Here is a 294-nt window from a genome sequence, read left to right on the forward strand (position 1 = left end):
GCTGTGCGCGAGGTGCTATCCGGCTCGACGATCCGGCTGGGGGCACAGAACGTGCACTGGAAGGACGAAGGCGCCTTTACCGGCGAGATCAGTCCCCTGATGCTGCGCGAGCTGTGCGAGTATGTCATCATCGGCCACTCGGAGCGGCGGCAGTACTTCGGCGAGACCGATGAGACCGTGAACAAGAAGGTGAAGAGCGCGCTGGCGCACGGCCTGACGCCCATCATCTGCGTCGGCGAGAACCTGGCGGAGAACGAGGCCGGGCTGACGGGCGATGTGGTCACGCGACACGTG

The 294-nt window shown here is 65.3% G+C and carries 1 protein-coding gene; it reads left to right on the plus strand.

Features of this window, described 5'->3' with window-relative positions:
- The coding region (locus tag NZU74_20750) for a triose-phosphate isomerase (protein ID MCS6883754.1) at positions 1 to 294 on the plus strand (294 nt) is incomplete at both ends.

This window comes from Chloroflexaceae bacterium (assembly GCA_025057155.1).
In the GTDB taxonomy this organism is placed as follows: Bacteria; Chloroflexota; Chloroflexia; order Chloroflexales; family Chloroflexaceae; genus JACAEO01.